Origin of the sequence: Streptomyces sp. NBC_01381 (genome assembly GCF_026340305.1) — a bacterium.
Taxonomy (GTDB): domain Bacteria; phylum Actinomycetota; class Actinomycetes; order Streptomycetales; family Streptomycetaceae; genus Streptomyces.
In genome coordinates, this window is sequence record NZ_JAPEPI010000001.1 from 1,701,350 (window position 1) to 1,726,327 (window position 24,978).

Annotated in this window: 19 protein-coding genes and 1 tRNA gene; 8 read left to right on the plus strand and 12 right to left on the minus strand. The window is 70.3% G+C overall.

Features of this window, described 5'->3' with window-relative positions; all coding sequences use genetic code 11:
- Positions 1-212: 212 nt before the first annotated feature.
- Positions 213-2,945 (plus strand): phosphoenolpyruvate carboxylase, encoded by a 2,733-nt coding sequence (gene ppc, locus OG453_RS08310; protein WP_266866008.1) that lies wholly within the window; start codon positions 213-215, stop codon positions 2,943-2,945.
- Positions 2,946-3,051: 106 nt separating this feature from the next.
- Here ppc and OG453_RS08315 read toward each other — a convergent pair whose 3' ends face one another.
- The 7 genes from OG453_RS08315 to OG453_RS08345 form a co-directional block, all read right to left on the minus strand.
- Positions 3,052-3,513, minus strand: coding sequence for a hypothetical protein (locus tag OG453_RS08315; RefSeq protein ID WP_266866010.1), 462 nt, complete (start codon positions 3,511-3,513; stop codon positions 3,052-3,054).
- Positions 3,514-3,568: 55 nt separating this feature from the next.
- Positions 3,569-4,165, minus strand: coding sequence for an aminoacyl-tRNA hydrolase (pth, locus tag OG453_RS08320; RefSeq protein ID WP_266866012.1), 597 nt, complete (start codon positions 4,163-4,165; stop codon positions 3,569-3,571).
- Positions 4,166-4,283: 118 nt separating this feature from the next.
- A complete protein-coding gene (locus OG453_RS08325) occupies positions 4,284-4,880 on the minus strand; it encodes a 50S ribosomal protein L25/general stress protein Ctc (RefSeq protein WP_266866014.1) in 597 nt (198 codons plus the stop codon).
- Between the two features lie 192 nt (positions 4,881-5,072).
- Entirely contained in the window at positions 5,073-6,050 is a 978-nt protein-coding gene (locus tag OG453_RS08330; RefSeq protein WP_266866016.1) for a ribose-phosphate diphosphokinase, read from the minus strand.
- 116 nt (positions 6,051-6,166) lie between these two features.
- Positions 6,167-7,615 (minus strand): bifunctional UDP-N-acetylglucosamine diphosphorylase/glucosamine-1-phosphate N-acetyltransferase GlmU, encoded by a 1,449-nt coding sequence (gene glmU, locus OG453_RS08335; RefSeq protein ID WP_266866018.1) that lies wholly within the window; start codon positions 7,613-7,615, stop codon positions 6,167-6,169.
- Between the two features lie 120 nt (positions 7,616-7,735).
- Positions 7,736-7,808, minus strand: a tRNA-Gln gene (locus tag OG453_RS08340).
- Between the two features lie 26 nt (positions 7,809-7,834).
- Positions 7,835-8,698, minus strand: a complete 864-nt coding sequence (locus OG453_RS08345) for a hypothetical protein (RefSeq protein ID WP_266866020.1) — start codon at positions 8,696-8,698, stop codon at positions 7,835-7,837.
- Positions 8,699-8,865: 167 nt separating this feature from the next.
- Here OG453_RS08345 and OG453_RS08350 point away from each other — a divergent pair, with 167 nt between their 5' ends.
- A complete protein-coding gene (locus OG453_RS08350) occupies positions 8,866-10,197 on the plus strand; it encodes a sensor histidine kinase (RefSeq protein ID WP_266866021.1) in 1,332 nt (443 codons plus the stop codon).
- Positions 10,198-10,292: 95 nt separating this feature from the next.
- On the opposite strand, the gene OG453_RS08355 is transcribed toward OG453_RS08350, so the two are convergent.
- Both OG453_RS08355 and OG453_RS08360 read right to left on the minus strand, forming a co-directional pair.
- Entirely contained in the window at positions 10,293-10,802 is a 510-nt protein-coding gene (locus OG453_RS08355) for an SUKH-3 domain-containing protein (protein WP_266866023.1), read from the minus strand.
- A gap of 35 nt (positions 10,803-10,837) precedes the next feature.
- Positions 10,838-11,398 carry a YwqJ-related putative deaminase gene (locus tag OG453_RS08360; RefSeq protein WP_266866025.1) on the minus strand — a complete coding sequence of 187 codons (561 nt, stop codon included), beginning with the start codon at positions 11,396-11,398 and terminating at the stop codon, positions 10,838-10,840.
- A 320-nt stretch (positions 11,399-11,718) separates the two neighbouring features.
- Here OG453_RS08360 and OG453_RS08365 point away from each other — a divergent pair, with 320 nt between their 5' ends.
- The 3 genes from OG453_RS08365 to OG453_RS08375 all read left to right on the plus strand — a co-directional run bounded on the left by OG453_RS08365 (position 11,719) and on the right by OG453_RS08375 (position 16,782).
- Complete coding sequence (locus tag OG453_RS08365; RefSeq protein ID WP_266866027.1) at positions 11,719-12,705, plus strand: SMI1/KNR4 family protein; 987 nt, start codon at positions 11,719-11,721, stop codon at positions 12,703-12,705.
- Positions 12,706-12,712: 7 nt separating this feature from the next.
- A complete protein-coding gene (locus tag OG453_RS08370; protein ID WP_266866029.1) occupies positions 12,713-15,478 on the plus strand; it encodes an SUKH-4 family immunity protein in 2,766 nt (921 codons plus the stop codon).
- 419 nt (positions 15,479-15,897) lie between these two features.
- On the plus strand, positions 15,898-16,782 hold the full coding sequence (locus OG453_RS08375; protein ID WP_266866031.1) for a cellulose-binding protein: 885 nt from the start codon (positions 15,898-15,900) through the stop codon (positions 16,780-16,782).
- A 54-nt stretch (positions 16,783-16,836) separates the two neighbouring features.
- Here the strand turns inward: OG453_RS08375 and OG453_RS08380 are convergent, their stop codons facing one another.
- Positions 16,837-18,453 (minus strand): cation acetate symporter, encoded by a 1,617-nt coding sequence (locus OG453_RS08380; protein WP_266869753.1) that lies wholly within the window; start codon positions 18,451-18,453, stop codon positions 16,837-16,839.
- Positions 18,453-18,875, minus strand: coding sequence for a DUF485 domain-containing protein (locus tag OG453_RS08385; protein ID WP_266866033.1), 423 nt, complete (start codon positions 18,873-18,875; stop codon positions 18,453-18,455). The genes OG453_RS08380 and OG453_RS08385 overlap by 1 nt, the downstream gene beginning before the upstream one ends.
- A 21-nt stretch (positions 18,876-18,896) precedes the next feature.
- On the opposite strand from OG453_RS08385, the gene OG453_RS08390 reads away from it, so the two are divergent.
- Complete coding sequence (locus OG453_RS08390) at positions 18,897-19,319, plus strand: hypothetical protein (RefSeq protein WP_266866035.1); 423 nt, start codon at positions 18,897-18,899, stop codon at positions 19,317-19,319.
- A gap of 185 nt (positions 19,320-19,504) precedes the next feature.
- Here the strand turns inward: OG453_RS08390 and OG453_RS08395 are convergent, their stop codons facing one another.
- Positions 19,505-20,998, minus strand: a complete 1,494-nt coding sequence (locus tag OG453_RS08395; RefSeq protein WP_266869754.1) for an MFS transporter — start codon at positions 20,996-20,998, stop codon at positions 19,505-19,507.
- Between the two features lie 474 nt (positions 20,999-21,472).
- Between OG453_RS08395 and OG453_RS08400 the strand changes: the two genes are divergently transcribed.
- Together OG453_RS08400 and OG453_RS08405 are read left to right on the plus strand one after the other, a co-directional pair.
- Positions 21,473-22,261 (plus strand): ABC transporter ATP-binding protein, encoded by a 789-nt coding sequence (locus OG453_RS08400; protein ID WP_266866037.1) that lies wholly within the window; start codon positions 21,473-21,475, stop codon positions 22,259-22,261.
- A complete protein-coding gene (locus OG453_RS08405) occupies positions 22,258-24,843 on the plus strand; it encodes an ABC transporter permease (protein WP_266866039.1) in 2,586 nt (861 codons plus the stop codon). The genes OG453_RS08400 and OG453_RS08405 overlap by 4 nt, the downstream gene beginning before the upstream one ends.
- Positions 24,844-24,978 lie beyond the last annotated feature (135 nt).

The window sequence follows — 24,978 nt, forward strand, 5'->3', positions numbered from 1 at the left end:
TTCCTACGGTCCCGTAACCTACGGCGTCGTAAGTATGGCAGTGCGGAACCTGGCGGCAAGAGGCCGCGAGCCCGTGCCGCGAAGTGACACTTATCCTTGGAATCGGTCGGACAGCGCGGTCCGCTCTCTATTTCCCCCGGAACACGGATTCCTATCCGGCCGGGTACCCCTCCCAGAACTGACGTGCTTCAACACTGCAAGGAGCCGCACCTGTGAGCAGTGCCGACGACCAGACGAACACGGCGAGTACCGAGCTGCGTGCCGACATCCGGCGCCTCGGTGATCTCCTTGGCGAGACCCTCGTACGTCAGGAGGGCCCCGAGCTCCTTGACCTGGTCGAGAAGGTCCGCCGCCTGACCCGCGAGGACGGCGAGGCAGCCGCCCGCCTTCTGGGTGGTACGGAACTGGAGACCGCGGCCAAGCTGGTCCGCGCCTTCTCCACCTACTTCCATCTGGCGAACGTGACCGAGCAGGTCCACCGCGGCCGCGAGCTGCGCGCCCGCCGGGCCGCCGAGGGCGGGCTCCTGTCCCGTACGGCCGACCGGCTCAAGGACGCCGACCCCGACCACCTGCGCCAGACCGTGCAGCACCTGAACGTGCGGCCCGTCTTCACCGCGCACCCCACCGAGGCCGCCCGCCGCTCCGTCCTCAACAAGCTGCGCCGAGTCGCCGCGCTCCTTGAGACCCCGGTCATCGAGGCCGACCGGCGCCGCCACGACACGCGGCTCGCCGAGAACATCGACCTGGTGTGGCAGACCGACGAGCTGCGGGTCGTCCGCCCCGAGCCCGCCGACGAGGCGCGCAACGCCATCTACTACCTGGACGAGCTGCACGCCGGCGCCGTCGGGGACGTACTGGAAGACCTGACGGCCGAGCTCGAGCGCGTCGGCGTCGAGCTGCCCGAGGGCACCCGGCCGCTGACCTTCGGCACCTGGATCGGCGGCGACCGCGACGGCAACCCGAACGTGACTCCCCAGGTCACCTGGGACGTCCTGATCCTCCAGCACGAGCACGGCATCAACGACGCCCTCGAACTCGTCGACGAGCTGCGCGGCTTCCTCTCCAACTCCATCCGCTACACCGGAGCCACCGAGGAGCTGAAGTCCTCCCTCCAGCTCGACCTGGAGCTGCTGCCCGAGATCAGCCCCCGCTACAAGCGGCTCAACGCCGAGGAGCCCTACCGGCTCAAGGCCACCTGCATCCGGCAGAAGCTGGAGAACACCAAGCAGCGCCTGGCCCGCGGCACCGCCCACGAGCCGGGGCGCGACTACCTGGGCACCGGCGAGCTCCTTCACGACCTCACCCTCGTCCAGACCTCGCTGCGCGAGCACAAGGGCGGCCTCTTCGCCGACGGCCGGATGAACCGCACCATCCGTACGCTGGCCGCGTTCGGCCTGCAGCTCGCCACCATGGACGTACGCGAGCACGCCGACGCCCACCACCACGCGCTCGGGCAGCTCTTCGACCGGCTCGGCGAGGAGTCCTGGCGGTACACGGACATGCCGCGCGAGTACCGGCAGAAGCTGCTCGCCAAGGAACTCAGGTCGCGGCGTCCGCTCGCGCCGTCCCCGGCGCCGCTCGACGCGGCCGGTGAGAAGACCCTCGGCGTCTTCCTCACGGTCAAGAAGGCCCTCGAAGTCTTCGGGCCCGAGGTCATCGAGTCGTACATCATCTCGATGTGCCAGGGCGCCGACGACGTCTTCGCCGCCGCTGTCCTTGCACGTGAGGCCGGCCTCGTCGACCTGCACGCCGGCTGGGCGAAGATCGGCATCGTGCCGCTCCTGGAGACCACGGACGAGCTGCGCGCCGCCGACGTCATCCTGGACGAGATGCTGGCCGACCCGTCGTACCGCCGCCTGGTCGCCCTCCGCGGTGACGTCCAGGAGGTCATGCTCGGCTACTCGGACTCCTCCAAGTTCGGCGGCATCACCACCTCGCAGTGGGAGATCCACCGGGCCCAGCGCAGGCTGCGTGACGTCGCGCACCGCTACGGCGTACGTCTTCGGCTCTTCCACGGCCGCGGCGGCACCGTCGGCCGTGGCGGCGGCCCGTCGCACGACGCGATCCTCGCGCAGCCGTGGGGCACGCTCGAGGGCGAGATCAAGGTGACCGAGCAGGGAGAGGTCATCTCCGACAAGTACCTGGTGCCTTCGCTGGCGCGGGAGAACCTCGAGCTGACCGTGGCCGCGACGCTGCAGGCCTCCGCGCTGCACACCGCCCCCCGCCAGTCCGACGAGGCGCTCGCCCGCTGGGACGCCGCGATGGACGTCGTATCCGACGCCGCGCACTCCGCCTACCGGCGGTTCGTCGAGGACCCGGACCTGCCGACGTACTTCCTCGCGTCGACGCCGGTCGACCAGCTCGCCGACCTGCACCTCGGCTCCCGGCCCTCCCGCCGCCCCGGCTCGGGCGTCTCGCTCGACGGCCTGCGCGCCATCCCGTGGGTCTTCGGCTGGACGCAGTCGCGGCAGATCGTGCCGGGCTGGTTCGGGGTCGGCTCGGGCCTGAAGGCGCTGCGAGAGGCCGGTCTGGAGACCGTGCTCTCCGAGATGCAGGAGCACTGGCACTTCTTCCAGAACTTCATCTCGAACGTGGAGATGACGCTGGCCAAGACGGATCTGCGGATCGCCCGCCATTACGTGGACACGCTCGTCCCCGACGAGCTGAAGCACGTCTTCGCGACGATCGAGGCGGAGCATGCGCTGACGGTGGCGGAGGTTCTGCGGATCACCGGTGGCGGGGAGCTGCTGGGTTCGCACCCGGCGCTTCAGCAGACGTTCGCCATCCGTGACGCCTACCTGGATCCGATCTCGTACCTTCAGGTGGCGCTGTTGAAGCGGCAGCGGGATGCGGCTGCCGCGGGCGAGGAGGCGGATCCTCTGCTGGGCCGCGCGTTGCTCCTCACGGTCAACGGTGTCGCCGCCGGCCTGCGCAACACGGGCTGACGTTTGGCTTCGGGGCCCGGCACCAGGGGTTGGTGCTGGGCTCTTTTGCGTTGTCCGCGGGGCAATCGGGTGGGTGGGCGGGAAAGATCCGCCGCGAAGCGGCGGCCTAGAAAGCCAACGTCACATACGACGCCGTCAGCAACGCGCCGCCCGCCAAGGCCAGTGCCCACGCCACGCGCCGCAGGCGCAGGCCGCCCGCCACCACCACCGCCGAAAGAAGCAGCGCACCGCCCAGCGGCAGCCAGGCGTGGAGGAAGCCGGGGCCGCCCGCGCGGACCACCTCCGCGGTGCCCGGCTTCACGGCCACCGGGATCCGCGCCCCCTTCTTCTCCGCGATCGAGCGGTCGATCACGACCCGCTCGCGCTTCTTGGAGCCGGACGAGCCGGGCTCGTACCGACCCACGCACTCATCCTCACCGCAGCGCGAGACCGTCATCGTCCCGCGCTCCCGCTCACCCGTGAGCATCACGTGCTGCGCGGTGCCCCAGGACGCCCAGATCCCGGCGACGAGAAGCAGCACCGCGAGCCCGCCCATAGCCGTACGGCGTCCGAGAAGCAGCGCGTTCATGGCGGCGATCCTTGGCCATATGACTGCGCTCAGTCAACACTCGCCGGAAGGTGCCTCAGGAGTTGTACGCGCTCTGCGCCCGCTCAAGACCCTCGATGACCAGCGCCTCCACCGCATCGGCCGCCCGGTCCACGAAGTAGTCCAACTCCTTGCGCTCCGCCGCCGAGAAATCCTTCAGGACGAAATCGGCGACCTGCATCCGCCCCGGCGGACGCCCGATCCCGAACCGCACCCGGTGGTAGTCCGAACTCATCGCCTTCGTCATCGACTTCAGACCGTTGTGGCCGTTGTCGCCACCGCCCAGCTTCAGCCGCAGCGTGCCGTAGTCGATGTCCAGCTCGTCGTGGACCGCGACGATGTTCGCCACCGGCACCTTGTAGAAGTCACGCAGCGCCGTCACCGGAGCGCCCGAGACGTTCATGTACGACATCGGCTTCGCGAGCACCACACGGCGGTTCGCCGGACCCACCGGACCGATCCGCCCCTCAAGGACCTGCGCCTGCGCCCGGCCCGCACGCTTGAACGTGCCGCCGATCCGCTCCGCGAGCAGGTCGGCCACCATGAAACCCACGTTGTGCCGGTTCATCGCGTAACCCGGGCCTGGATTGCCCAGGCCCACGATCAGCCAAGGGGCGCCGGGGTCCGTCGTCATCTGCATGTCTCCTTCATAGCTCTCTTCATAAGCCCTCCGCATAACCCAACCGCCGCCCCGCGCACGGAGCGCGGGGCGGCGGTTGTCAGTCGAGCTCGGTCGAGCGCCGGGGGGCGACTCAGGCCTCGGCGGCCACTTCGCCCTCGCCCTCGGCACCCTCGGCCGGGGCCTCCTCGGCCTGCGCGGCCAGGACCTGCAGGACGACGGTCTCACCGTCGACGTTCAGGGAGGTGCCGGCGGGCAGCGGGATGTCCTTGGCGAGGATGGTCGCACCGGCCTCGAGACCGGCGATGGAGACGGTGACCGACTCCGGGATGTGCGTGGCCTCGGCCTCGACGGGCAGCGCGTTCAGCACGTGCTCGAGCAGGTTGCCGCCCGGGGCGAGCTCGCCCTCGGTGTGCACGTAGATGTCGACGTTGACCTTCTCGCCCTGACGGACGAGCAGCAGGTCGACGTGCTCGAGGAAGCCCTTGATGGCGTCGCGCTGGACGGCCTTCGGGATCGCGAGCTGGGTCTTGCCGTCGATGTCCAGGGAGAGCAGGACGTTCGCCTGACGCAGCGCGAGGTGCAGCTCGTGGCCCGGAAGGGTGATGTGGACCGGGTCGGCGCCGTGACCGTAGACGACGGCCGGAACCTTGGACTCGCGGCGGATGCGGCGGGCGGCGCCCTTGCCGAACTCGGTGCGGGTCTCGGCGGCGAGCTTGATCTCAGCCATGGTGCACTCCTCGTATCTCAGGTGTGTCGAAATGGGGGTCGGTTACCCGGCCATACGACTACTGGCCTGCTACGAAGAGCGCGTCGATAACGGACAGCCACACACTGTGCTTCATCAGAAGCGTGTGCGGCCTCCCTCGCCGAGCAACTCAGTGAGTCTACCCGGCGGGAAGGCCGCACCCAAAGTGGATCTTTAGGCCTGCTCGTCGAAGAGGCTCGTCACCGAACCGTCCTCGAAGACCTCACGCACCGCGTTCGCGATCGTCGGAGCGATCGAAAGCACCGTGATCTTGTCGAGCTCCAGGTCACCCGGGTCGGGCAGGGTGTCCGTGAAGACGAACTCGCTCACCTTGGAGTTCTTCAGACGGTCCGCGGCCGGACCGGACAGCACACCGTGCGTCGCCGTCACGATGACGTCCTCCGCACCGTGCGCGAACAGCGCGTCGGCGGCGGCGCAGATCGTGCCACCCGTGTCGATCATGTCGTCGACCAGGACACAGACGCGGCCCTTCACGTCACCGACCACCTCGTGCACGGTGACCTGGTTCGCGACGTCCTTGTCACGGCGCTTGTGGACGATCGCCAGCGGCGCGCCCAGACGGTCGCACCAGCGGTCGGCGACGCGCACACGGCCGGCGTCCGGCGAGACCACCGTCAGCTTCGAGCGGTCGACCTTCGCACCCACGTAGTCCGCGAGGACCGGCAGCGCGAAGAGGTGGTCGACCGGTCCGTCGAAGAAGCCCTGGATCTGGTCCGTGTGCAGGTCGACCGTGAGAATGCGGTCCGCACCCGCGGTCTTCATCAGGTCCGCCACCAGACGGGCCGAGATCGGCTCACGACCGCGGTGCTTCTTGTCCTGACGGGCGTAGCCGTAGAACGGCACGATCACCGTGATGGAGCGGGCCGACGCACGCTTCAGCGCGTCGATCATGATCAGCTGCTCCATGATCCACTTGTTGATCGGAGCCGTGTGGCTCTGGATCAAGAAGCAGTCCGCGCCACGAGCCGACTCCTGATACCGCACGTAGATCTCGCCATTGGCGAAATCAAAAGCCTTCGTCGGCACGATGCCGACACCCAGCTTGTGTGCGACCTCCTCGGCCAACTCGGGGTGGGCGCGGCCGGAGAAGAGCATCAACTTCTTCTCGCCGGTCGTCTTGATCCCGGTCACAGCACTGTCTCCTCAGAGAGTTCTTCCCGCTGCCGTACTCACGCGTCCCGGTGCGTCGAGTCGGCCGAATGTGTGCACCTATCACGGTACGCCGTGTCAGACGCACCTGTTTCCGGTCAGCTTTCGCCTTCCGGCTTCCGGGACGCCGCCTCGGCCGCCTTCGCAGCCGCGCTCCCCGGACGCTTACGAGCCACCCAGCCCTCGATATTCCGCTGCTGGCCCCGCGCGACGGCCAACGAACCCGCCGGCACATCCTTCGTGATCACCGAGCCGGCCGCCGTGTAGGCACCGTCCCCGACCGTGACAGGAGCCACAAACATGTTGTCCGAACCAGTGCGGCAGTGCGACCCCACCGTCGTGTGGTGCTTCGCCTCACCGTCGTAATTCACAAAGACGCTCGCCGCACCGATGTTGGAGCACTCACCGATCGTCGCGTCACCCACGTACGACAGATGCGGCACCTTCGAACCGTCGCCGATCGTCGCGTTCTTCATCTCCACATACGTACCCGCCTTGGCCTTCACGCCAAGCCGCGTCCCCGGCCGCAGATACGCGAACGGACCGACACTCGCCTGCGCCCCGACCTCGGCACTGTCCGCCACGGTGTTGTCGACGCGCGCCCCCGCACCCACCCGGGTGTCCTTCAACCGGGTGTTGGGCCCCACCTCGGCACCCTCCCCCAGATGCGTGGCGCCCTGCAGCTGCGTACCCGGATGCACGATCGCGTCCTGCTCGTACGTCACCGTCGCGTCGAACCACGTCGACGCCGGGTCCACGACCGTGACACCCGCCAGCATGGCCTCGGTCAGCAGCCGCCCGTTCAACGTACGCCGGGCCTCCGCCAGTTGTACGCGGTTGTTGATCCCCGCGATCTCCTGGTGATCGGCGGCGACGGAAGCGCCCACCCGATGCCCGGCCTCGCGCAGAATCCCCAGCACATCCGTCAGGTACTCCTCACCCTGACTGTTGTCCGTACGCACCTTGCCCAGCGCATCCGCGAGGAGCGCACCGTCGAACGCGAACACCCCGGAGTTGATCTCCCGGATCGCACGCTGCGCATCGGTCGCATCCTTGTGCTCGACGATGGCGGTGACGGCACCGCTCTCACCGTCCCGCACGATCCGCCCGTAACCCGTCGCGTCCGGCACCTCGGCGGTCAGCACGGTGACGGCGTTCCCGTCGGCCGAGTGCGTCTCGGCAAGCTTCTGCAGCGTCGCACCGGTCAGCAGCGGAGTATCCCCACAGACCACGATCACGGTCCCGTCCACGGAACCACCGAGCTCCTCGAGCCCGATACGGACCGCGTGACCCGTGCCCTTCTGCTCGCTCTGGTAGGCGGTGCGGACGTCGGGCGCGATCACCCCGAGGTGACCGGTGACCTGCTCCCTGGCGAACCCGACGACGGTGACGAGCCGCTGCGGGCTCAACGCGTACGCGGCTTCGAGCACATGCCCGATGAGGGAACGCCCACAGATCTCATGCAGGACCTTGGGGGTGGCCGACTTCATACGGGTGCCCTCACCCGCTGCGAGGACGACGACGGCTGCCGGGCTGTTGGCGCTCACGGGGGTGCCCTTCGGCTTCGAAAGTGCGGGGAGTGGACATCCGCAGGATACCGGGGCGTTGTGGGGCGGAAATGAGGGCGGGTCCTGACCTGGGCGGTCAGGACCCGACAAAAAGTGCAGCTCCCCCATCAGGATTTGAACCTGAACATACGGTACCAAAAACCGCAGTGCTGCCTGATTACACCATGGGGGACTAAACCCGACTAACCGGACATTTGGTCAGGTCGCCGGGTTGGCACCCAACACTATGCCGTACCAAGCCCCTTCCATGCGACGGTAGAGATCGGCGCCCTTGGTGACGTAGACCGTGAGGCAGCCCCGGTAGGCGTCGCTGATGTTCTTCCGGTTGGTCTTGGGGTTGTGCTTCTTGAGGGTGACCCGCTGGAAGCTCGCGGCCTCGACTCCGACCAGCTCGGCCCAGAACTCCTCAGCCTTGGCCACGTCCGCGGACTCGTGAATGCTGACTCGGAACCGCATCCGCTTGCGTTCCACGCCGAGCAACTCGAGCCAGCGCAGGTAGAGGCTGATGACGTTCGGGTCGCTGTTGATGAACTGCAGTCGCTCGGTGTGCTGATCGTTGTAAGCCTTGTCCTTGCCTCCCTCTGCCCAGTAGAGAACGACCCCCGCAAGGAATAACTCGCGGTCCGACAGCGTGCCGACCTCCTGCCTCGCGGCCTCCTTGATCCGCTGCCGCTCGTCATCCCGCACCGCGAGCTCGTGCTCCCACCGCTTCCGCGCCGCCAGCCTCGCCTGCTCCGACGGATCCCGCCGCTCCGGCTTCGGCAGGTCCCGTACCCACAGCGAGATCGAACTCTTCGAGCAGCCCAGCTCCACCTGGATCTGGTCATAGGTCATGCCCTGGAGCCGCAGCTCTCGCGCCCGCTCCCTCAGGTCGTCCTTCGCGTTCGGTCGCTTCGTCCACTCCGGCGGTGGCTCGCCCTCCAGGAGGCGGTTCAGGATGTCGTTGTTGTCGACGAAGAGGCGGTCGCGGATCTGGCGGCGGCTCAGTCCCTGCCGCCGCAGCGCCACCGTCTGCTCCCGCAGCCCCTCGAAGTCGGCGTACTTGCCCGTGATTTCCGTCATGCGGCAAGCCTTGTCCGGAATGCGGACGTCCGGTTCGAAATGGTGAGCGATTCAGCAGTTCGAGGGATATCGGCAGGTTTCGCTTCCTCTCGAACGAGGGGTGTGCTGGATCACCGCGCGTAAAACTCGCCGGAAAAGGAGGGCTTCGCGCCCGTAGGCTGGAAGGCATGACCACGACGGGGGAGAGCCACAAGGCGGCCGGGGGCGGGCCGTGGTGGTGGGAGCGGCGGCGCAGTGCCGTGCTTGATGTGGGGCTCGCGCTGGTTTCGGCGGCGGAGTGCGGGGCCGAGGGGATCACGTTTTCGGGGGATACGGGGATTCCGGCGCCGGTCGGCGTGGCCTTCGGGGCCGTGGCCGGGGCGTCGTTGGTGCTGCGGCGGCGGTGGCCGATCGCGGTGGTGCTGGTCTCGATCGCGATCACGCCTGCTCAGATGGGGATTGTGCTGACCATCGTGGGGCTGTATTCGCTGGCGGCCTCCGAGTTGCCGCGGCGGATCATCGGGTCGCTCGCGGGGATGTCGCTCCTTGGGACGCTCATCGTCACGTTGGTGCGGACGCGGCAGGACATGGCGAGCGGGGATCTGGCGTTCGCTGAGGGGTTCATACCGTTTATTGCGATTACGACGTCTATTGGTGTCACCGCGCCGCCGATTCTGCTCGGTATGTATGTGGGGGCTCGGCGGCGGCTCATGGAGAGTCTGCGGGAGCGTGCCGACAGCCTGGAGCGGGAGTTGCAGCTGCTTGCCGAGCGGGCCGAGGAGCGGGCCGAGTGGGCGCGTAATGAGGAGCGGACGCGGATCGCGCGGGAGATGCATGACGTTGTCGCGCACCGGGTGAGTTTGATGGTTGTGCATGCGGCTGCCTTGCAGGCTGTTGCCCGTAAGGATCCTGAGAAGGCTGTGAAGAATGCGGCCCTGGTCGGTGACATGGGGCGGCAGGCGTTGACGGAGTTGCGGGAGATGCTCGGGGTGCTGCGGACCGCCGGGGAGTCGGGGGCGGCCTCCGGGGCGGGTGTGCGGCGTGGGGCGGTGTCCGAGGCCGTGCCGCTCGCCGCGGTGGGGTTCGCGGCGGCGGCTGCCGCCTCGCGTGCGGTCGATGAGGACGGGCCGTGTCTGGCGGAGCTCGACGAGTTGGTGGGGCAGTCCCGTGCGGCGGGGATGGCGGTGGATCTGTCCGTGGAGGGGGAGTCGCGTGCGTATGCCGCCGAGGTGGAGCAGACCGCGTATCGGGTGGTCCAGGAGGCGTTGACGAACGTGCACAAGCACGCGGCGGGCGCGAAGACGTATGTGCGGCTCGCGCATCGCGGTGCGGAGATCGCGATGCAGGTCGAGAACGAGCCGCCGCCGGAGGCGGGTCCCGCGGACGCGCGGCTGCCGAGTGGTGGCAATGGGCTTGTGGGGATGAAGGAGCGGGTCACCGCGCTGGGCGGGGTGTTCGTGTCGGGGCCGACGGATGCGGGCGGCTTCCGGGTGTCAGCGGTCTTGCCGGCTGGGGCCTAGCGCCCCGTAGGGGCGGGGGGCTGTGACATTTGCGGCTCCGCCGCGTGGGCGCGACCAGCCACGACGGCGCCGCAGACGAGTACTCGCGGAGTGCTTCACCCCGCCGTGAGGCGCTCCGGCTGGGTGCCCGACAGGAGGGTGGCCAGCGCCTGGTCGATATGCGCGCCGAGGTACCAATCGCCGCTGTGATCGAGGGAGTACACGCGGCCCACGGCGTCGACGGCGAGCAGGGCCTGGGTCTCGGTCTCCTCGCCGATGGGGCAGACCTCGGAGTCCAGGGCGCGGCCGAGGTCGCCCAGGGTGCGGGCCATGTGGAGGCCGTACAGCGGGTCGAGGTGCATGGCGGCGGGGGCTATCTGGCGGCCGGGGCCCTGTGGGGTGATGTGCAGTCCGCCGAATTCGGCCCAGGCCTCGACGGCCGCGGGGAAGACGGTGTGCCGGTGGCCCGCGGGTGAGGTGTGGCTGCGCAGTGCGTCGGCCCAGATTTCTGCCTGCTTTATGTCCCAGCGTCCGGGGAGCCAGCCGGCCGCGCGCAGGGCGGCGTCGACGGGGACGGGGAAGCGGGGGTTGGCGGCAGTGGTGGGGTGCTGCTGTTCGGTGTGCATGGGCCCTCGTTGCGGTAGCGCGGCTCGGTGGGGGGTCAGGCTTCGGGGGTGGTCGGGTCCACGACTCGTACGCCGAAGTGTGCTGTGAGCGCGGTGCAGGAGCGGCAGGGGCGGGCGAAGCCGCCGTGCAGGGGGTCGCCGTCCTCGCGGATGCGGCGGGTGGTGAGTTTGGCGTGTTTGAGGGCTTTGCGGGCCTCGCCGTTGGTCATGGGTTTTCGTGCCGCGCGTTTGGAGCGGCTGCCGTCGGCGGCGCTGAGGTGCCGGGAGATGAGGATGGCTTCGGCGCAGCGTCCGGTGAAGCGTTCTCGCTGGCCGCTTTTGAGGGTGTCGAGAAAGTCCTGTACGAGCGGGTGCAGTGCGGGGGGTTCCTCGCCGCGGCCCGCGGTGCAGGTGAGGGTCGCGCCGCGGACGGAGAGCGCGGCGGCGACGGTGGGCAGGATGCCGTCGCGGCGCTGGCGCAGTACGGGCGTGTGGGCGGAGGCGCTGCTCCAGCCGACGCGGGGGTCGCCCGAGCCGGTGGTGCCGCTCTCTTCGGTGCCGGGAGCCGCTGTCGTGGACAGTGTGTGGCTTGACCGACCGGTTTGTGCCGTGTGCATGGTGGTGCTTCCCTCCCCGCAACTCGCGGCAGTGACCGCGTGTGCCACGCCCCCGCGTTGCGGGGACAGCCTGCCAAATGGGGCGGGTGGTGCGGAAGCTGGGGCGGCGCGACACGCCTGGCTTTCGTCGCACGGTGACGGTGCGGTGGCTGCTGGTCATGGAACCGGAGGCCCGGTGACCGGTGTCGTCCTTACGCATAGGCTGTCGACATTCGTAGTACGCAGAACAGTGCGCGAAAGAGTGCATAGAGCAGTACGCGTCGCAGTACGCACAACAGTGATCCGCAGAACCATTAACAGTGCCGCAGGGGGCAACCGCCATGACGACAGGTCGGCTGGGGCAGCAGGCCGCGCCGCCGAACGCGGCCTACGCCGGGCAGATCGTGCACTTCCCGGATCCGGTCCGGGCCTCGCGTCACCCCAGAGGGGTGCGTGTGGACGAGCACGGCTATCCGGACTTCGCTGCCTACGCGCGTGCCGCGGCCGAGATCGCCGAGCCCCCGGAGGGCTTCGGTGTCGACGAGCTGCGTCTCACGGACTATGTCTCCGCGAACGCGGCCCTCGCGGCGTCGGGTCATGACCTGTGGGACACGATCCCGCCGGTGGCGACCCCGCACGGCTGGACCTGGCATCACGTGCCGGGCGGCCGCCGCATGGAGCTGGTGCCGGTCGAGGTGAAGGCGCTGCTTCGCCATCACGGCGGTATCGCGACGACGGCCGTGGACCACGACAAGAGGGGTACGCGCCCGCTCCAGGAGACCCGTCCCGCGCATCTCGCGCTGCCGAAGTCGGCGGTCGCGGTGTCGGAGCAGGAGATCCTCGGGGTCGAGGAGGACCTCGGTTACCGGCTGCCCGGCGCCTACCGCTCGTTCCTGAAGGCGGCGGGCGGCTGTGCGCCGGTCGGCGCCGCGCTGGACGCGGAGCTCGGTCTCCTGGTCGACCAGCCGTTCTTCACGGTGCGGGACGAGGCCGCGGTCAACGACCTGGTGTACGTGAACAAATGTCTGCGCGATCACCTCACCAAGGACTACCTGTGTGTGGGCTTCGTGCAGGGCGGACTGCTCGCCGTGAAGGTCAAGGGCGACCGGATCGGTTCGGTGTGGTTCTGCGCGTACGACGACGCCCGGGACGTCTCGGAAGCTGCCGGGTGGCAGCCGGCCGAGCGGGTGGAGCGGCTGCTGCTGCCGTGCGGCGACGATTTCGACGCGTTCTTGTCCCGGCTCGCGGGGAACCCGCCGGAGCTGGAGACCGTGGCGAACCTGATGGTGGACGGCGGCTTCGCGCGCGCCGTTCCGGTGGGGGAGTGACTTGGCGATGGTGACCTTCGCGCAGGCGCAGGAGCGCGCCGAGGAGTGGATCAACGGCGATGTGCCGGGCTATCAGCATCGTGAGGTGCGGGTCCGGGAGTTCGACCTCGGCTTTGTCGTGTGGGCGGAGGACCGCGAGAACGGTCCGGTGTCCGACGGCGGCAGGCAGCGGCTCGTCATCGCGCGGGACAGCGGTGAGGCCACGCTCTGGCCGGGTCTTCCGGTCGGTGAGGTGATTCGCCGGTACGAAGAGGAGTACGGCGTCCAGGATGCGGCTCCGCAGGATCCGGCACCGGCACCGCCGGAGCGGGTCGACCTGAATCAGACGTCGTTCCTGTTGAGCCCTCCGGAGTGGCTCCAGGAGGCGGCGGACAAGCTGGGCATCCCGGATCGGCGGGGGGATGCGTCCAATGGGGCGGGTGCGGCCGGGGGTTCGGCCGCGGCTCCGGCAACTCCGGCTCCCGCTGCTCCTGTTGCCCCCTCCGCCCCCGAGCCCGCCGCTCCGGCGCCCGCACCTGCGCCCGCACCTGCGGCCGCTGCTTCGGCCGCGCCCGAGGCGCCCGGTGGCGGTACGCCGTGGCCGGCGGCCGGTGCGTCGGGCGGGGCGCCCGCCGGTGCCGCTCCGTGGGACGGCACCGACACCAACGGGCAGTCGGGCGACGAGGGTTCGGTGCCCGCGCCCGCGACGGTCTTCGCGCCGCCGCTGGTCGGCGGTGACGACGACGACACCCCGCCGCCCGGTGTTTCACCGGAGGCCAAGACCGCGCTGATGCACGGCGGCAGCCGGCTTCCGTCGACGACGGTGGCGCCCGCCCTTGACGTTCCGGGCGCGGGTGCGCCGCAGGCCCCGGCGGCTCCGGGCCCGAACCTGCCTCCGCCGCCGGCCGGTGGCGCGGTGAACATGCCGCCGCCTCCGGGCGCGGGTGTGCCGGACGCTTCCGCGTACGGCTATCCGCAGGGGCCCGCGGCTCCCGTGCCGCCCGGTGCCGGGGACATCGCCGACGCCGCGACCAGCAAGGCGGAGGCGCCGCCGCGTTCCGCCCGTGGGAGCGGTGCGGGGACGCCGCCGCCTCCGAGCGCGCCGGGGACTCCCGGTGTGGCTCCGGGGAGTACGCCGCCGCCGTCCGGGCCCGGTGCTCCGGGTACGCCGGCGGGGGGTTACGTCCCGACGCAGCTCGTCTCGGCGCTGGGGCCGGACGGGCCTCAGCCGCCTGCGGCTCCGGGGGCTCCTGCGGCTCCTGGTGCTCCCGCGGCTCCGGGTGCGCCTGGTGCTCCTGGTGCGCCGCAGCCTCCTGGGCCTCCCGGTACGCCGGGTACGCCTGCGGGTGGGGTGCACCATGCGGCGACGATGTTCGCGGACCCGAGCATGGGCGGTCCCGGTGGGATCAAGCCGCCGGGCGCTCCTGGTGCTCCTGGTGCTCCGCAGCCTCCCGGTCCTCCTGGAGCTCCGGGTGCGCCGGGTGCTCCGCAGCCTCCCGGGCCTCCCGGTACGCCGGGTACGCCTGCGGGTGGGGTGCACCATGCGGCGACGATGTTTGCGGACCCGAGCATGGGTGGCCCCGGCGGGATCAAGCCGCCGGGCGCTCCCCAGCCCCCTGGCGCTCCCGGCGCTCCCGGCGCCCCGGGTGCTCCCGGCACCCCGCCCCCCGGCGGCGGTGTCCACCACGCCGCGACGATGCTGGCCGGACCCGCGGTCGGCGGTCCCGGTGCGCCGCTGCCGCCGCAGGGCCCCGGTGCTCCCGGCATGCCGCCGCCCGCGCCGGGCCAGCCGTACGGCTATCCGCAGCCGCCCGCAGGCCAGCCGACCGTCGGCCCCGGCTACCAGGCCGTACTGCGCTACCGCGCGGCCGACGGCTCCGAGCAGCAGCTCATCCGCCGCTCGGCGCCCGGCACCCCGCACCCGGAGTGGCAGATCCTGCACGAGCTGCGCGGCATGAACGTGCCGCCGCAGCAGGTGCTCGAACTCCACACCGAGCTGGAGTCCTGCGAGCTGCCCGGTGCGTACTGCGCCCGCATGATCCGCGAGACGTGGCCGCAGGCGCGGATCACGTCCATCGCCCCGTACGGCAAGGACCACGCGTCCCGGCAGGGCGGCATGCAGCAACTGATCGCGCACCAGGGCGAGTTGCACCAGGTCGCGGACGGCCCCGCACGCCCCGCGCCGGTGCGCGCGCCGCTGCCGCAGGTGCAGCCCACGCCGCCGATTCCGCCGGAGGGTGTGGCGCAGGAGCTGGCGGGCGCGTTCGGGCCCGGCGTCTTCCGCTTCGACCAGCGGGCGGTGTCCCGGCAGGGCGTGCCGGACATCGTGGCGCACACGCTCGTCGTGGCGGGTCTGCCCGTCGACTTCGGGCCGTTCTTCTGGGCGCAGGCCCAGCCGGGGCGTCCGGTGCCGACGCTTGCCGAGACGGCGCAGGAGCGGGGCGTGCAGCCGGCGTCGGACGCCGGTTCGTACCTCGTCATGGGCAGTGACTTCGGCCGGGCGATCTGTGTCCAGTACGGCACGGCGAACATCGTGGCCGTGCCGGTGGAGGCGGGTCCCGGCGGGGCTTCGGTGCCGCCGCAGTTCGTGAACACGGGGCTGCCCGAGTTCACCCGCTGCCTGGCGCTGCTCGGCCGGATGTGGCGGCTGCGGTTCGGGCTCAACCAGGAGCAGGCGGGGCGGTGGACCGTCGACTTCCAGAGCCAGCTTGCCGCGCTCGACCCGGCGGCGTTGGCGTCTCCGGAGAGCTGGTGGTCGGTGCTGCTTGAGCAAATGTGGGACGGCTTGTTGTAGTCCCCGGCGGTTGTGACACGAGGCGCTCGGCCCTGTTTGTGGGGCGGGCGCCTCGTTCGTTTTTCTGGCCGCCGCTTCGCGGCGAATCTTTCCCGCCCACCCGCCCGATCACCCCGCATCCCCCGGTCCCGAACAAGCCTTTCCCGCCCACCCGCCCGATTGCCCCGGGTAATGGGTGGGTGGGCGGGAGAGATCCGCCGCGAAGCGGCGGCTCAGGTGGCGAGGCGTACGGCGCTGCGGTGTTCCGCGCGTCGGGGCAGCGGCTCGCCAGGAGTGATTACGGCCTTTGGCGGGAAATGGCGCATCCTTGACCGGGTGAGATGAGTGGAGTGTCGCGTTATGAGCGAATCCGCTTGATCCATCAAGATGTGCGCCAATCGCGTAGTACGCGCGTGGTGCCTCGGAGAGGGGATTCAACGATGAGCAGCGGTGCAACGGCCTCGCCGTACGGCTTCGTCGCCGTGCGCGGGCGCGGCTACCGGCCCGGGCAGGTGGACGCGTACGCCTCCGGTCTTTCCCAGGACCGTGACGGCGCGTGGGAGCGCGCGGCGCGGCTCACCGTCCTCGCCAAGGACATGGAGGCGGAGATGGCGCGGCTGCGGGACGTGGTCGCGCGGCTCGCCCCGCAGACGTACGAGGAGCTCGGCGAGCGCGCTCAGCAGATCCTGGCGGTCAGCGAGGAGGAGGCCGCCGCGCTGCGGGCCGCCGCGGAGGCCGACGCGCTGCGGGTGGGCGAGGCCGCCGACGCGGCGGCGCGGGAGGTCCGCGAGGCCGCAGGTGCGTACGCCGACGGGCTGCTCGCCGAGGCCGATGAGCGGGCCGGGAAGCGGCTGCTCGCCGCCCGCGCCGCGGCGGACGAGGCGCGGATCGTGGCCCGCCGTGATGTGAAGGAGTGGCGCGGCGAGGCGCTCGCCGCGCTGCGGGAGATGCGGCAGCGCAGTGCCGCGCTCCTGGAGGAGCAGGAGAAGGAGCACGCCGAGCGCTGGGAGGCGGCCGAGCGGGAGATCGCCCTGCGGGAGGCGGCGGCCGAGGCGCAGGAGGCCTCGCTCGTGGCCGCGGCGGAGGCCCGCCTGTCCGAGGCCGAGCGGGCCTTCGCCGAGGCTGAGGAGTCCGCCCGCCACGGGCAGGAGGACGCGGAGGCGCGTGCCGCGGAGCTGGTCGCTGCCGCGGGGGTGCGGGAGGAAGGGGTTGCCCGGGAGACCGAGCGGTTGCTGCGGGAGCACGGTGAGGAGTCGGACGAGGTTCGGGCGCACATGGAGCATGTGCGGAGCAGTCTCGCTGCGCTGACCGGGCGGGCGGTCTAGACGCCGCTTCGCGGCGATCTTTTCCCCGCCCGCCCACCCGATTGCCCGGCAGCGTCAGCCCCGCTTGATGCCCGCCAGGATCCAGCCCTCCACCGCCTCGTACTGCCTGCGCTGCTCCTCCGACTCCCTGCGGCCCGACGACACCGTGCCCAGCCAGCCGAGGAGGAAGCCGAGGGGGATGGAGACGATGCCGGTCGTGGTGAACGGGAACCAGTTGAAGTCCAGGTCGGGGAAGGCCGAAGCCGGGGAGCCCGAGACCAGGTTGGTGCCCGTCATCAGGATGACGGAGCCCAGCGTGCCGCCGATCAGCGTCCACAGCAGGCCCCTGCGGGTGAAGCGGCGCCAGAAGAGGCTGTAGACCAGCGCGGGCGCGAGGGCGGACGCGCCCAGGCAGAACGAGAGCGTCACCAGCGGCTGCAGATTGCGGTGCTGCACCAGGACCGCGAGGAAGATCGCCAGGCCGCCGACGGCGAAGGCCGATACGCGGGCGAGCGTCATCTCCCGGCGCGGTGTGATGCCGCGGCGGAGGTGCGCGAAGACGTCGTGGGCCAGCGAGTTGGCGCAGGCCAGGATCATTCCCGCGACCGAGGCGAGCAGCGTGAGGAAGATCGCCGTGGTGACCGTCGTGAAGATGAGGGTCTCCGCCGTCGACGCGTTCACGCCGAACACCGCCTTGGAGCCCATCAGATACGCCGTGTTGCCCTGCGGGTCCGCCTGCGCGATCGCCGCCCGCCCGATCATCGCCGTCGCGCCGAAGCCGACGATGGAGATGATGAGCACGAAGAGGGCGACCGCCGACACCGCCCAGGACATCGAGCGCCGTATCTCGGGTGCGCTGCGCGCCGTGTACATGCGCATGGTGACGTGCGGCAGGCAGGCCCCGCCGAGCACCACCGTCAGCTCCGAACTGATCATGTCCAGGCGGGGGTTGGGGCCGCCCGCGAACTGCAGCCCCGACTGGAGGAAGGCGGGCCCGATGCCGCTGCCCCGCCCGGCGGCGGCGAGCAGCGCCCCGAGGTCCCAGTCGAAGCGGCGCAGGATCAGTGCGGCGATGACGAGGCCGGAGCCGAGCAGGATCACGATCTTCAGGATCTGGATGAGGGCGGTGCCCTTCATGCCGCCGATCGCCGCGTAGCTGATCATGAGGGCGCCGAGTGCGACGACGCAGCCCGTCTTCAGGCCCTCGCTGGAGAACCCGAGGATGAAGGCGAGCAGATCGCCCGCGCCCGCAAGCTGGACCAGCATCAGCGGGATCAGCGCGGCCAGTGTCGCCGCGCATGCGGTGATGCGTACGGCGCGGCCGGGCATCCGGCGGGCCAGCACGTCGCCCATGGTGAACTGCCCCGCGTTGCGCAGGGGTTCGGCCAGCAGGAACATCAGGAGCATCAGGGACAGTGCCGTGCTCAGGGCAAGGACGACACCGTCGTACCCGACGAGGGCGATCACGCCGCCGGTGCCGAGGACGGTCGCCGCGGAGATGTAGTCGCCGGCGATGGCGAGGCCGTTGCGCATCGGCGAGAGTGCGCCGTAGCCGGTGTAGAACTCGCCGAGGTCGTCGCGGTCGGGGCCGGTCAGGACGCAGAGCAGCAGGGTGAGGGTGACGACGGCGGTGAAGGCCACCAGGGACATGGCCTGTGCGGAATCGGTGGCGAGGACGGCGGAAATGTTCATCATCGGTTCGCCTCCAACTCGGCCAGCTTGCGCAGCCGTTGGGCCAGTGGGTCGAGGAGGCGGCGGGCCGTGAACTCGTACAGCGCTATGGCGAGCAGCGTGACGGGGAGCTGGCACAGGCCGAGCAGCAGACCGACGGAGAGCCCGCCGGTGACGGTGTCCGCCATCAGGGACGGCGCGTAGGCGGAGAGGACCAGGAAGAGCGTGAAGTAGCCGAGCGCGGTGAGCGTGGCGACGCGACGCTGCCATCGGTAGGCGCTGCGCAGGAAGCGCAAGTCACTGTGGCGGCCGAGCGCCGGGTGGCGGCGGGGGCGTGGCGGCGGCGGTGGGGGCGGCGGCGGTGCGACCGGCTGCCAGGGATAGGTGGGGTAGGACGGGGACGAGTCGTGCGGCGGGAGGTGCGGGTGGCGGGGGAGACGCATGGGCGGTGACTGGTACGGCCGTTGGGGCTGGCTCTGCGGCTGCGGCTCTGGCTGCTGGGCCTGCTGCGGCGGTTGGGCGTGGCGTGGCTGCTGCGGCTGGTACGGCCGTTGGGGCTCTGGCCGCTCCGGCTGTTCCCGCTGCTCCGGCTCATAGGGCTGCTGCGGTTGCTGAGCGCGGCTCGGTTGCTGGGCCTGCTGCGGCGGTTGGGCGTGGCGTGGCTGCTGCGGCTGGTACGGCCGTTGGGGCTCTGGCCGCTCCGGCTCTTCCCGCTGCTCCGGCTCATAGGGCTGCTGCGGTTGCTGAGCGCGGTGCGGCTGCTGTGCCTGCTGCGGCGGTCGAGGGTCGCGCGGCTGCTGTGGCGGTTGAGCGTGCCGTGGCTGCCCTGCCGGATATGGCTGCTGTGCCTGACCTTTCGGCTGCTGCGGTTGCTGCAACTGGCTTGATTCATACGGCTGTTGAGAGGGATGGGGCTGCTGAGGGTGTTGAGGGTGGTGACGGTGCGGCATCCCGGTTCTCCTTGCGCGGCGTCGGTCCGGTGCGGGACCGCAGGGAGGGAGAGGTGAGGACCGAGCACGTTACTTGTAAGTAGCGGGGCTGCGAAGGGGTTTGGACATACTGCTGGGTCGGTTTATTCGGCCGGTTTATTCACGGGGCGTTCACGCGGCGTGGGGCCGGTATTTTCCCCGTTCTCCGGGGCCTTCGCGCCGATTACCGGAAACCGTCGGGGCGCGAGGAATACCAGTACGAGCAGGGCGATTACCGCCGCACACCCGGCCCCCACGTACACCGTGTCGACGGCGGAGTCGACCGCGCGGCGCAGCCGTTCGGGGTCGGCGACGGACGCCGGGTCCTCCAGGGCGTGGGCGACCGAGTCCAGGGAGCCCGCGCCGCCGAGCCGCGAGGTGAGGACTGAATTGGCGATCGCCCCGAAGAGCGCGGCGCCCAGGGTCTGGCCGATCTGCCGGCAGAAGAGGATCGACGCGGTCGCCGTGCCGCGTTCGGACCAGCCGACGGTGGACTGCACCCCGACGATCAGCGGGAGTTGGAAGAGGCCGAGCGCCGCGCCGAGCAGCAGCATGATCAGGGCGGGCTGCCAGGCCTGCCCCGGATAGGGAAGCAGCGGGAAGGCGAAGAGGAGGAGCGCGGCCGCGCCGATGCCGAGGATCGCGGTGTTGCGGAAGCCGATCCTGCGGTACACGTGCTGGCTCAGGGCCGCCGAGACCGGCCAGCTCAGCGTCATCACGGAGAGCACGAACCCGGCGGCGATCGGCGCGAGGCCGAGCACGGACTGTGCGTACGTCGGCAGGAAGACCGTCGGGGCAACCATCAGGAGGCCGAGCGCGCCCAGGGCGAGATTGACGGCGGCGATGGTGCGGCGCCGCCAGACCCAGCCCGGCAGGATCGGTTCGGCCGCCCGCCGCTCGATGACCACGACGGCGGCCGCGAGCGCGAGGCCCGCCGCGAAGAGCGCGAGCGAGGGCGCGGACAGCCAGCCCCAGGCGACGCCGCCCTGTACGAGCGCGGTGAGCAGGACGCCGCCGCAGGCGAAGACGGCGAGCGCGCCCGCCCAGTCGGTGCGCCCCCGGGCGGTGGCCGCCGCGCGCTCCGGCTCGTGCAGATGGCGCACGATCAGCCACAGGGCCACCGCCCCGATGGGCAGATTGATCAGGAAGATCCAGCGCCAGTCGGCGTACGCGGCGATCAGGCCGCCCAGGGCCGGTCCCGCGATCGACGATGCGGCCCACACGGTGGACAACTTGGCCTGGATCTTGGGACGTTCCTCCAGCGGATAGAGGTCGGCGGCGAGTGTCTGCACCGTCCCCTGCAGCGCGCCGCCGCCCAGGCCCTGTACGACGCGGAAGGCGATCAGCGCCCCCATGTTCCAGGCGCTCGCGCAGAGGGCGGAGCCGATCAGGAAGAGGATGCTGCCCGCGATGAGGACGGGCTTGCGGCCGAAGATGTCGGAGAGCTTGCCGTAGATGGGCAGGGTGACCGTGACGGCGAGCAGATAGCCGGAGAAGAGCCAGGAGAAGACGGAGAAGCCGCCGAGGTCGCCGACGATCTGCGGGATGGCGGTCGAGACGATCGTGGAGTCCAGGGCCGCGAGGGCCATGGCGAGCATGAGCGCGGCGACGACGGGGCCGCGGCGTCGTATGTCGTCAGTGCCCACCGAGATTCCTTCCCCCTGCACGTAATTTCTCCGGGCCACCTTCTCACCCGATGCGTGGTGGGGGCAGGGGGTGGAGACCTTCTCGGCAGGTGGGGCGGTATCCGGTCGGTACGGGGGTGGAGTGATCCCCGAGTCCGGCTCCACCGGCGGGTGGAGATCCCCTAGGGGAACCTCCGTACTACGGACCGGGGATCGTTCGTACCGCTGGAGGACGAGAAGGCCAGGACCCGTCCTTAGATTGGCTTTATGCCGACGGGGGCGGACCAATCGGCCTCGGGGGCGGAAGAACCACAGTTCCAGGGGTGGGGTTTTCCCCAGTAAAAGACTGCGCCGGGCACCAGCGCGCGAGACCCCCTCGGCCGACCAGACTCTTTATGCGTAGCGAACACGCCTGACCCACCGCGTAACCGACTTAGGAGACTTACCGTGACATCGGCTGTAACCATTCCCAGGCACGGGGGCACTGGAGGGCGTACGGCCGTGGCGGCACGGGCGCGCCAGGTCGTGAAGGCGTACGGATCCGGGGAGACCCGGGTCGTGGCGCTCGACGAGATCGACGTGGACATCGCCCGCGGGCAGTTCACCGCGATCATGGGTCCCTCCGGCTCCGGAAAGTCGACCCTGATGCACTGCCTCGCGGGCCTCGACACCGTGTCCTCCGGGCAGATCTACCTCGACGAGACCGAGATCACCGGCCTGAAGGACAAGAAGCTCACGCAGCTGCGCCGGGACCGGATCGGCTTCATATTCCAGGCGTTCAACCTCCTCCCGACGCTCAACGCCATCGAGAACATCACGCTCCCGATGGACATAGCGGGGCGCAAGCCCGACCGCGGCTGGCTCGACCAGGTCGTCGAGACGGTGGGCCTTGCGGGGCGCCTCAAGCACCGCCCGACCGAGCTCTCCGGCGGTCAGCAGCAGCGCGTCGCCGTGGCCCGCGCGCTCGCTTCCCGTCCTGAGATCATCTTCGGCGACGAGCCGACAGGAAACCTCGACTCCCGTGCCGGGGCAGAGGTGTTGGGCTTCCTGCGCCGCTCGGTGACCGAGCTCGGCCAGACCATCGTGATGGTCACGCACGACCCGGTGGCCGCCTCGTACGCGGACCGGGTGCTCTATCTCGCCGACGGACGGATCGTCGACGAGATGTACGCGCCGACCGCCGAGACGGTCCTCGACCGCATGAAGGACTTCGACGCGCGGGGGCGTACGTCATGACCGTCCTCAAGACCTCGATGCGCAACTTCTTCGCGCACAAGGGCCGCATGGCGCTCTCCGCGGTGGCCGTGGTCCTTTCGGTGGCGTTCGTCTGCGGCACGCTCGTCTTCTCCGACACGATGAACACGACGTTCGACAAGCTCTTCGCCGCGACGTCCGCCGACGTCACCGTCACCTCCAAGTCCGCGACGGACCCCGGTGACCGGCCCGACACGGGCAAGCCCGAGTCGATGCCCGCATCGGTCGTCGGCCAGGCGAAGAAGGCGGACGGCGTGAAGTCCGCCGAGGGCGCGGTCAGCAGCGAGAGCGTGACCGTCGTCAACTCCGAGAAGGAGAACGTCGGTCCCACCAACGGCGGCCCGACCATCGCGGGCAACTGGACGCGCAACGACCTGCGTTCGATGGACATCACCTTCGGGCACGCCCCGCGCGGCCCCACCGACGTGATGATCGACGCCGACACCGCCGACAAGCACGACCTGAAGATCGGCGACGAACTGCGCACGATCGCCGTCTCCGGCGACCACACCGCCAAGATCTCCGGCATAGCCACCTTCAAGGTGACCAACCCCGGTGCCGCGATCGTCTACTTCGACACCGCCACCGCGCAGCGCGAACTGCTCGGCATCACCGGCCGGTTCACGCACGTCAACGTCTCCGCCGAGGCCGGCGTCAGCGACGCGGCGCTCAAGCGGAACGTCACCGACACGATGGGCGCGGACGCCTCCGCGTACAAGGTCAAGACGCAGAAGGAGAGCGCGGACGACAACCGCGAGAGCGTCAGCGGCTTCCTGAACGTGATGAAGTACGCGATGCTCGGCTTCGCCGGGATCGCCTTCCTCGTCGGCATCTTCCTCATCATCAACACCTTCTCGATGCTGGTCGCCCAGCGCACCCGCGAGATCGGCCTGATGCGCGCCATCGGCTCCAGCCGCAAGCAGGTCAACCGCTCCGTGCTCGTCGAGGCGCTGCTGCTCGGCGTCTTCGGCTCGGTCCTCGGTGTCGGCGCGGGCGTGGGGCTCGCCGTCGGCCTGATGCAGCTGATGTCCGGCATGGGCATGGAGCTGTCCACCCAGGACCTCACGGTCAAGTGGACGACCCCCGTGGTGGGCATGGTCCTCGGCGTCGTCGTCACCGTCCTCGCCGCCTACCTCCCCGCACGACGGGCCGGCAAGGTCTCCCCGATGGCCGCGCTGCGCGACGCGGGAACCCCGGCCGACGGCAGGGCGAGCGCGCTGCGCGCGGTGATCGGCCTGGTCCTCACCGGCGCCGGCGGCTACGGCCTGTACGCCGCGTCCCAGGCGGACAAGGCGAGCGACGGCTCGCTCTTCCTCGGCGGCGGTGTCGTCCTCACCCTCATCGGCTTCGTCGTCATCGGCCCGGTTCTCGCCAACGGCGTGGTCCGCGTCATCAGCGCCGTACTCCTTCGGATGTTCGGCCCCATCGGGCGGATGGCCGAGCGCAACGCGCTGCGCAACCCGCGCCGCACCGGCGCCACCGGCGCGGCCCTGATGATCGGCCTCGCGCTTGTCGCCTGCCTCTCCGTGGTCGGCTCCTCGATGGTCGCCTCGGCCACGGACGAGCTCGACAAGTCGGTCGGCGCGGACTTCATCATCCAGTCCGACAACACCCAGGCGATCACCCCGAAGGCCGCGAAGTCCCTGGAGAAGGCCGACCACGTCGCCCACATCACCCGGTACAAGGAGATCAAGGCCGACCTGACGGCCGCGAACGGCAAGGTCGCGAAGGAGGTCGGCCTGAGCGCCGCCGACGCGACGTACGCGCAGGATGTGCGCAGCGAGACGGTCGCGGGCAAGCTCGCCGACGCCTACAAGCCGGACTCCATGTCGGTCGGCGAGGACTTCGCCAAGGACCACGGCATCACCGTCGGCGACAAGGTGAAGCTCGCCTTCGACCGCGGCAGGACGGGCGAGATCACGGTCCGGGCCATCACCTCGAGCGACGCCACGATCGACTCGGGCGCGATGTACGTGAACATCTCGACCGCCGCGCAGTACGTGCCCGCCGACCGGATGCCGCCGAACGAGATCATGTTCGCCAAGGCGGAGAAGGGGCAGCAGGACGCGGCGTACAAGTCGCTGAAGGCGTCCATGGCGGACTACCCGCAGTACAAGGTCATGGACCAGACCGACTTCAAGGAGACGCTGAAGGACCAGGTCGGCCAGATGCTGAACATGGTCTACGGCCTGCTGGCCCTCGCGATCATCGTCGCCATCCTGGGTGTCGTGAACACCCTGGCCCTCTCGGTCGTCGAGCGGACCCGCGAGATCGGCCTGATGCGGGCCATCGGCCTCTCGCGCCGCCAGCTGCGCCGCATGATCCGCATGGAGTCGGTGGTCATCGCCCTCTTCGGCGCGCTGCTCGGCCTGGGCCTGGGCATGGGCTGGGGCGCCACGGCGCAGCAGCTGCTCGCCCTGGAGGGCCTGAAGGTCCTGGAGATCCCCTGGCCGACGATCATCACGGTCTTCATCGGCTCGGCGTTCGTGGGCCTGTTCGCGGCGCTGGTCCCGGCCTTCAGGGCGGGCCGGATGAACGTCCTGAACGCCATCGCCACCGAATAGCTCCCGCTACGGGGGTGCGGGGAATCGGCCCCCGGCGGGCTTCGCGCCTGCCGGGGGCCGCCTGCTGCCGCGGCTCATGCGCCCGACGGCCAGCGGCTGTCACTGCGGAGTCGTACGCTGGAGGCCCCCCGGCCC